Origin of the sequence: Salinisphaera sp. C84B14, assembly GCF_040361435.1 — a bacterium.
Classification (GTDB): domain Bacteria; phylum Pseudomonadota; class Gammaproteobacteria; order Nevskiales; family Salinisphaeraceae; genus Salinisphaera.
The window spans coordinates 296,845-304,840 of the sequence record NZ_APNL01000002.1; the positions used below are offsets into that span (position 1 = coordinate 296,845).

Here is a 7,996-nt window from a genome sequence, read left to right on the forward strand (position 1 = left end):
CCCCGGTTCTCGGCACGACCATGGCAGCAACTGCAACCGATATGGCGGACTCGACGGCAAGCGTTGAAGAGCAGCGTCTGCGCGTGCTCATGGAATACGCGCTGATGGATTCCGGCGCGGAGGCCGAGTTCGATGCCATTACCCGTTTGGCCGCACAGATATGCGACGTCCCGCATGCCCTCATCACGTTCATCGAAACCGATCGGCAATGGTTCAAGAGCAGGTTCGGTGTCGAGGCAACGGAGGTGCCGCGCGATATTTCGTTCTGTGCGGCAGTGTTGGAAGAAGACGGGCTCATCGAGATTCCCGACGTCCGGCGCGACCCGCGATTTGCCGACAACCCCATGGTTGTCGATGCGCCCTATGTTCGCTTTTATAGCAGCATCATTCTCAAGGTGGCCAGCGGCCATCGGCTGGGCTCGCTGTGCGTATTCGATCCCACGCCGGGTCCGCTCAATGACAGTCAGCGCGCCGGGTTGCAGGATCTGGCCGATCTTACCGTTACGCTCATCGAACAACGTCTGGCCAAGCGCAAGGCCGAAACCCGTGAGGCCATGCTCGGCAGCCTGCTCGAGGCGCTGCCCGGTGGCGTGGTGGCCTGCGACGCCGAGGGCGAACTCACGCTGTTCAACTCCATCGCACGCAATTGGCATCAAAGCGATCCCATGCGTATTCCGCAGTCGCAATGGGCCGAGCATTTCGACCTGTACGCAGCCGACGGCGACACGCTGCTCGTGCCCGAAAACGTCCCGCTGATCCGGGCGCTGAGCGGTGAGTCGGTGCGCGATCTCGAAATGTGTATCAAGGCGAACGGGATGGCGCCCCGGCAGGTACTGTGCAGCGGACGGCCCTTTTTCGACTCGCGCGGCAATCTGCTCGGCGCGGTGGCCGCCATGTTCGATATCACGGCGCGCAAGGCGCGTGAACGTGAAATCGCACAGATGCGACGGTATCTGGAGGCCGTGGTCAATGCATCGACCGAGGTCGCGATCATGGCCATGGACAACGACGGCACCATTACGTTGTTCAATCCCGGGGCCGAGCGACTGCTGGGCTATAGCTGGTCCGATGTGGTCGCGAAGAAGAGTATGGTCGACCTGCACGACCCCGAGGAGCTGGCGACCTTTGTCACCGAAGTCGAACAGGAGGCCGGTCGCGAACTCTCACCGCTGGAGGCACTCGCCGAGCGCCCGCTGCGTGGCCAGATCGAAAGCCGCGATTGGCACTTCGTCTGTGCCGATGCAAGCCGGCGTCTTTTGCGTCTGGTCTTTAGTGCCATACGCGATCATGCCGATGCGGTGATCGGTTTTCTGGGTATTGCCATCGACCGCAGCCAGCTGCTGGCCATGGAGCAGGCGCTGCACACCAGCGAGGCACGTTTTCGTACGGCCTTCGACAGCGCGCCCCAGGGCATGGCGCTGGTGTCGCTCAACGGACAGTTCCTCGAGGTCAATCAATCGCTGTGCGAGATGCTCGACTATTCGCGCGAGCAGCTGCTGGCGCTGAATTTCCAGACCATCACCCACCCGGACGATCTGCATAACGATCTGGAGAACGTGCGCCAGCTCATGGCGGGGGAGATTTCCTCGTTTCAGCTTGCCAAGCGTTATTTCAAGCGGACCGGCGAGACCGTGTGGATTCAGCTATCGGTTGCGCTGACGCGCAACAGCCGCGGCAAGCCGCTCAACTATGTAGCCCAGATTCGCGATATCACCGCCGAGCGCCAGCTCGACCGAATGAAAAGCGAGTTCGTGGCCGTAGTCAGCCACGAACTGCGTACGCCCATTACCTCCATCAAGGGCGCGCTGGGGCTGCTCAACTCCGGCGCGCTTGGCGCGGTGCCGGCCGGCTTCGAGGAAATGCTCGGCGTTGCACAGCGCAACGGCGAGCGGTTGAGCGTTCTGGTCAACGACCTGCTGGACTGGGAAAAGCTTGCGGCTGACAAGATGGCGTTCGACTATCAGACACACGATCTGCGCGGCCTGCTCGAGGACGCGTTGCTGACCAACAAGGGCTATGCGGACAGTTTTGAAGTGTCCCTGGAACTGGCCGGTGACGAATCGCTCTATGTCTCTGTCGATGCACTGCGTTTCTCGCAGGTCTTGTCCAACCTGCTGTCCAACGCGATCAAGTTCTCCCCGGCCGGTGACCGGGTCAGGCTCGCCTTTGAACGCCAGGCCGATCGGGCCGTGATCACCGTCACCGACAACGGATCGGGCATACCGGCCGCGTTTCGGAACAATCTTTTTCAGCTGTTCGCACAGGCCGATAGCAGCAACACCCGTCGTCAGGGGGGTACTGGCCTCGGCCTTGCAATCAGCAAGCAGCTGATCGAGCAGATGCGCGGCGAAATCGGCTTCGAAAGTACGGAAGGCGAAGGCACGACCTTTTACCTGAGCCTGCCCTTAAAAAACACAACTATTCCTGATGAGGACCACGGCGGTGGCAACTGACGTCATGGCAGCTTTGGAACGGGTACTGCACGTAGAAGACGATGAATCCATCATCGCGATTGCGCGCGTCGCACTGGAAAACGTCGGCGGGTTGACTGTCTGCAGCTGCAGCAGTGGCCGCGAAGCGCTTGCGAAGGCGGCGAGCTTCGATCCCGAGCTGGTCCTGCTGGATGTCATGATGCCGGGCATGGATGGGCCCGACACGCTGGTCGCGTTGGCGGATGTGATCAATCTTGATCGTATCCCGGTGGTGTTCATGACGGCGAAGACGCAGCCGGCCGACCATGCCAGCTACTATGCGCTCGGCGCGTCGGCGGTTATCGTAAAACCCTTCGATCCGCTCGCGCTCAGTGGGCAGATTCGGGAAATATGGGACAATTTCGATGACCACGCCCCCGATTGATGTCGCGCAGCAACTGGCACAGATGCGCCAGGCCTACGGGGTGGGTCTGCGCACAGAGCTAGCCGAGCTTGCTCAATGGGCGCACGCCGAGGCCAGCGATTGCGAAAACATATCTGAGTGGCAGCCGATACGCGATCGCCTGCACAAGATCGCCGGCGGCGCGTCAACCTTCGGTTTCGTTGAGGTCGGCGAGGCCTGTCGGGCCTGCGAACGCGAGCTGGATGCGATTCTCAAGGGGCGTGCACCGGCGGTTTACGACACCATCATCGAGCGCATGGTTGGGCTGCCGGCATTGCTGGCTGATCCGGACTCGGGTTCGCGCGACGACCATGCGGGGTCACCCGGTTTCGATGGCGTTGTCGATGAAGACGAACCGCTGATCTATATTCTCGAAGACGAGCCGGAAACCGGCGCGCAGCTCCTGCAGATCCTTGAGAGCTTCGACTACCGAGCCGAGCTGTTCGACAACGGGCAGTCGCTGCGCGCGGCCTGTCGCAGCCGGCGTCCTGATGCGCTGATTCTGGATCTGCACTTCGCCGACGACGACGCATTTGGCGGGCTGGCGGTCGGCGAGGCCATACAGTCAGAAATGGACACGCCGCTGCCGCTGTTTGCCAGCGAACAGTCGGCCGAGTTCGACGTGCAACTGCGTGCGGTCAGGGCGGGTGTGGTCGGTTTTCTGAGCCAGCCGCTGGACCCGATTCGGGTCACCGCCCTGCTGGAAAGCCATATGCGCGCTCATCGTGCAGCGCCGCTGCGCGTGCTCATGGTCGACGACGACGAATCCATGCTCGCCTATCACCGGCTGGTACTGGAAAGCGCCGGCTTTACGGTCAAGACGCTCAGTGAGCCGGACGACACGCTGGCGGTAATGGAGCGCTTCAATCCGGATGTGCTCGTGCTCGACGTACGCATGCCCCGCTGCAGCGGGCCCGAGCTTGCCCAGATGGTGCGCTATCACTCGCGCTGGCTGCAGATGCCCATCATGTATCTGTCGGCGATCGAGGACGCCGATACCCAGCTTGAGGCCATGACCAAGGCCGGCGACGACTTTCTTATCAAGCCGATCACGCCCAATGCATTCGTGGCTTCCGTACGGGCCCGGGCGCGGCGTGCGCGCGAGCTTTCGATGGCGCTGTCGCGAGACAGCCTGACGGGGCTGCTCAAGCACGCCGACATCAAGGAGCGCATCGCCTCCGCGCTGTCGCAGGCACGCCGTCGCGCGGAGCCGATCGCGGTGGTCATGCTCGACATCGATTTCTTCAAGCGCGTCAACGATACCTACGGCCATCTGGTGGGCGACGAAGTCATTCGTGCTCTAGCCAATCTGCTGCGCCGTCGTCTGCGCACCTCCGATCTGCTGGGCCGCTATGGCGGCGAAGAGTTCATCGTCGCCCTGCCCGGCTGCAGTTCGGAAAAGGCGGTCGAAATCATCGACGAGCTGCGTGAATCGTTTGCCCAGTTCCAGTTCAGTGCCGGCAGCGAGTCGTTCACCTCCAGTTTCAGCGCCGGGGTCAAAGTGCCGGTCGGCGACGAGGATCTGCAGGCCCTGATTGCCGAAGCCGACGCGCGCCTTTACGCGGCAAAGAAGGCCGGCCGCAACCGCGTAGTGGGCGCGGCAGCGACCGCGGTTGGGTCCGAGCCCAGCCACAATCGGGATCGGGCCGCGCGCCAGCCATAGGGCGCGGTGGCTAGTGCACCGTGGGCGGCTCGGCGTCGGGGTTGTCGATCAGCGCTTCGACGTCGGCCGGCGTGAAGGTATAGACCGTGTTGCAGAAATGGCACTGGGTTTCTACCTGCCCCTGTTCTTCCACCACGCTGCGCAGCTCCTGCGCGCCGAGCTGATGCAGGGCCCGGCCAAAGCGCTCACGGGTGCAGGTACAGCTGAACTTGACCGGCGCCGGGTCGAACACCCGCGCGTGTTCCTCGTGGAACAATCGGTGCAGCACCTGCTCCGCGCCCAGGCCGGTCAGCTCGTCGCCGGTGATGGTATCGGCAAGATGGTTGATGCGATCCCAGGCGTCGTCATCGCCGGCTTCGGCGTCGTGCACGACTTCTTCGGGCAGTTTCTGGATCAGCAGCCCGGCCGCATGCTCGGCGTCCGTGGCCAGCCATAGCCGCGTGGGCAGCTGTTCCGACTGGGCGAAATATTCTTCCAGACAGCCGGCGATATCGGGTTTGTCCAGCGCGACGATGCCCTGATAGCGCTGCCCTTCTTCCGGATCGAGCGTAATGACCACGTGGCCGCCTTCGGCTAGCGCCTGTAGTGTGGGTTCTGCGATCGTGGCCAGCGCCTCGTCGTCGAAACGGGCCACGCCACGCAGGCGCTGAGCGCGGTCGCCCACGCCGGGGTTCGACTCGGCCATCAGCAGTTTCAGCGCCCCCTTGCCACGGAATTCGATGCTCAGCGTGCCGTCGAACTTGATGGTTGCGGTCAGCAGCGCACAGGCGGCCAGCAGCTCGCCCAGCAGGCGCTCTATCGCCAACGGATAGCCGTGGTTGGCAATGGCCTGCTGATAGGTGCTGTGCAACTGTGCGATTTCGCCGCGCACCTGCGTGTCGTCGAAAATGAAGCGCTGCAGTCGATCGGTGGGCATGGCGGACATCGGCGTTCTCCTGGATCAGTCGACAAGGTGCGTGCCCTGGCGGGCAAATTCAATGCATGAACGTCGGGCATGCGGCATGGGAAATGATAAATTGCGCCGCCTTCAGGCCGCCGGCCGTCGTCACGGCAGGTGCCCACCCCATTCTGGATCGACAGGTCGTGCGATGACAGCCAACGATACCCAGGCGCCGGTCACGCTCCGGCGTATTCTTTCGCTCGCGGTGCCGGCGCTGGGCGTGCTTGCCGCCGAACCGTTGTACGTACTGGTGGATACGGCCGTGGTGGGCCATCTGGGTGCACGCCCGCTTGCCGGGCTGGCGCTGGGCGGCACGGTGCTGTCGGTGCTCACCAGCCAGCTGACGTTTCTGTCCTACGGCACCACGGCACGCAGCGCGCGTCTGTACGGGGCGAATCGGCGCGGCGAGGCCGTGGCCGAAGGCGGCCAGGCGACCTGGCTTGCGATCTTCGTGGGGCTGACGGTTCTGGCGCTCGGTCAGCTGTTCGCCTATCCGATGCTCTCGGCGCTGGCCGGCAATCCCGATGTGGCCCAGGCAGCGGCGTCGTGGCTGCGGATTGCGTTGATCGGCGCGCCGGCGATTCTCATCACGCTGGCCGGAAACGGTTGGATGCGCGGCGTACAGGATACGGTGCGCCCGCTGTATTACATTCTGGCCGGCAACATCCTTTCGGCGATCGCCTGCCCGCTGCTGGTCTATCCGCTCGGCTTCGGACTGGAAGGCTCGGCCATGGCCAACGTGCTCGCCCAGTACACCGCGGCCGCGTTGTTTCTGCGTGCGTTGCGTGTCGAGCGTGCGCTGGTGCGTCCGAGCTGGGCGATCATGAAAGCGCAGATGGTGCTCGGCCGCGACCTCATTCTGCGCAGTGCCTCTTTTCAGATCTGTTTTCTGTCGGCGGCGGCGGTTGCCGCGCGTGAATCCGCTGCGGCGCTGGGCGCGCATCAGATTGTCTACCAGCTATGGGTATTTCTGTCGCTGGTGCTGGATTCCCTGGCCATCGCCGCTCAGGCGATCATCGGCGCGGAGCTGGGTGCGAGCCGCACCGAACGTGCGCGGGCGGTGGCCTGGCAGATCACGCGTTATTCGTTCGGCCTGGGCGTGGCGCTGGCAGGGCTATTTGCCACCCTCGCCGGGGTTCTGCCGCGACTGTTCACCAACGATGCAGCCGTACTTGCCCAGATTCCCCATGCCTGGTGGTTTTTCGTGGCCCAGCAGCCGGTGGCCGGCATCGTGTTCGCGCTGGACGGCGTGCTGCTCGGGGCCGCGGATACCCGTTTTCTGCGCACCATGACGCTGGCCTGTGCGCTGGGTGCCTTCCTGCCGTTGATCTGGCTGTCGTGGGCGTTCGGTTGGGGGCTGGCCGGTATCTGGGTGGGGCTGACCCTGTTTCTGGTCACCCGCATGGTCGCAGTGGTCTGGCGTACGCGTACCGATCACTGGGTCGTGGCCGGTGCCTGAGTCGGCGCTCAGCCTTTGGCAAAGCGGCTGAGCGCATCGCCGGCCAGCCGGTAGGTGGTCCATTCCGACTGGGGGCGTGCGCCCACCGATTCATAGAAATCGATCGCGGGCGTGTTCCAGTCGAGTACGCTCCATTCGAAACGCCCGCAGCCTGCGTCGACCGCCAGCCGTGCCAGGTATTGCAGCAGCGCCTTGCCGGCGCCGCGACCGCGCGCCTCGGGCGTGACATACAGATCTTCCAGATAGAGGCCGTTGCGGGCCAGCCAGGTGGAATAGCTGTAGAAACACACGGCAAAGCCGATCGGCTCGCCGGCGTCTTCGCAGATGAAGGCAAAGGCCCGCGCGCCGTCATTGAACAGGGATTGCTCGATCGTTTGCTCGGTGGCGACCACTTCGTCGAGGGCTTTTTCGTAAATCGCCAGTTCGCGCACGAAACGCAGAATCAGGGGCACGTCGGCGCGTTCGGCCGCGCGGATCTGTAGGTCGGACATGGTGATTGATCGGTTTGGGTCGTTTTACTTGGCAAACAACTGGCTGCGGTCGGCAAACGCCTTGAATTCCAGCGCGTTGCCACAGGGGTCGAGCAGAAACATGGTGGCCTGCTCGCCGGGCTGACCCTGAAAACGAATATGCGGCTCGATGACGAACTCGGTACCGCGTTCGCGCAGGCGCTCGGCCAGCGTTTCCCATTCCGCCCATTCCAGCACGATGCCGAAATGCGGAATCGGCACGTCGTGGCCGTCGACCGGATTGGTGTGGGCGTTTTGCTGAGACGGGGTTTTCGGGTGTTCGTGAATAACCAGCTGGTGGCCATAGAAATCGAAATCCACCCACTGATCGCTCGAGCGGCCCTCGCTCAGCCCGAAGGTTTCGCCGTAAAAGCGCCGTGCGGCAGGCAGGTCGTGAACCGGGATGGCCAGATGGAAGGGAGACAGCGCCATGGGTAACGCCTACTGCGGGAATCGACGTATGCCATTGTGGTTAGCCGCGGCGCACCCGACAAGCGAGCGCGTCGCAGCAAACTCAGCTTTTATCGGCGAGCAACTCATCGATAACGGGG

The 7,996-nt window shown here is 63.3% G+C and carries 7 protein-coding genes; 4 read left to right on the forward strand and 3 right to left on the reverse strand.

What is annotated here, in order from left to right; translation table 11 throughout:
• Positions 1-20: 20 nt before the first annotated feature.
• Genes C84B14_RS02850 through C84B14_RS02860 form a run of 3 tightly spaced genes read left to right on the forward strand, consistent with a single transcriptional unit; the run spans position 21 to position 4,537 of the window.
• Positions 21-2,453, forward strand: coding sequence for a PAS domain S-box protein (locus tag C84B14_RS02850; RefSeq protein ID WP_353221771.1), 2,433 nt, complete (start codon positions 21-23; stop codon positions 2,451-2,453).
• Positions 2,454-2,457: 4 nt separating this feature from the next.
• Positions 2,458-2,856, forward strand: a complete 399-nt coding sequence (locus C84B14_RS02855) for a response regulator (protein ID WP_353221783.1) — start codon at positions 2,458-2,460, stop codon at positions 2,854-2,856.
• A complete protein-coding gene (locus C84B14_RS02860) occupies positions 2,837-4,537 on the forward strand; it encodes a diguanylate cyclase (RefSeq protein ID WP_353221772.1) in 1,701 nt (566 codons plus the stop codon). The genes C84B14_RS02855 and C84B14_RS02860 overlap by 20 nt, the downstream gene beginning before the upstream one ends.
• Before the next feature lie 10 nt (positions 4,538-4,547).
• Here the strand turns inward: C84B14_RS02860 and hslO are convergent, their stop codons facing one another.
• Positions 4,548-5,462: an Hsp33 family molecular chaperone HslO gene (gene hslO / locus C84B14_RS02865; RefSeq protein ID WP_353221773.1), complete on the reverse strand. Its 915-nt coding sequence runs from the start codon at positions 5,460-5,462 to the stop codon at positions 4,548-4,550.
• A gap of 163 nt (positions 5,463-5,625) precedes the next feature.
• On the opposite strand from hslO, the gene C84B14_RS02870 reads away from it, so the two are divergent.
• Positions 5,626-6,936: an MATE family efflux transporter gene (locus C84B14_RS02870; RefSeq protein ID WP_353221774.1), complete on the forward strand. Its 1,311-nt coding sequence runs from the start codon at positions 5,626-5,628 to the stop codon at positions 6,934-6,936.
• 8 nt (positions 6,937-6,944) lie between these two features.
• Here C84B14_RS02870 and C84B14_RS02875 read toward each other — a convergent pair whose 3' ends face one another.
• Entirely contained in the window at positions 6,945-7,427 is a 483-nt protein-coding gene (locus tag C84B14_RS02875) for a GNAT family N-acetyltransferase (RefSeq protein ID WP_353221775.1), read from the reverse strand.
• Between the two features lie 24 nt (positions 7,428-7,451).
• On the reverse strand, positions 7,452-7,877 hold the full coding sequence (locus tag C84B14_RS02880; protein ID WP_348764726.1) for a VOC family protein: 426 nt from the start codon (positions 7,875-7,877) through the stop codon (positions 7,452-7,454).
• Positions 7,878-7,996 lie beyond the last annotated feature (119 nt).

Bases quoted from the DNA above. Each gene is read 5' to 3' on its own strand.
- C84B14_RS02860 (WP_353221772.1), top strand. From the start codon at position 2,837: ATGACCACGCCCCCGATTGATGTCGCGCAGCAACTGGCACAGATGCGC.
- C84B14_RS02855 (WP_353221783.1), top strand. From the start codon at position 2,458: ATGGCAGCTTTGGAACGGGTACTGCACGTAGAAGACGATGAATCCATC.
- C84B14_RS02870 (WP_353221774.1), top strand. From the start codon at position 5,626: ATGACAGCCAACGATACCCAGGCGCCGGTCACGCTCCGGCGTATTCTT.
- C84B14_RS02880 (WP_348764726.1), bottom strand. From the start codon at position 7,877: ATGGCGCTGTCTCCCTTCCATCTGGCCATCCCGGTTCACGACCTGCCT.
- C84B14_RS02850 (WP_353221771.1), top strand. From the start codon at position 21: ATGGCAGCAACTGCAACCGATATGGCGGACTCGACGGCAAGCGTTGAA.
- C84B14_RS02875 (WP_353221775.1), bottom strand. From the start codon at position 7,427: ATGTCCGACCTACAGATCCGCGCGGCCGAACGCGCCGACGTGCCCCTG.
- hslO (WP_353221773.1), bottom strand. From the start codon at position 5,462: ATGTCCGCCATGCCCACCGATCGACTGCAGCGCTTCATTTTCGACGAC.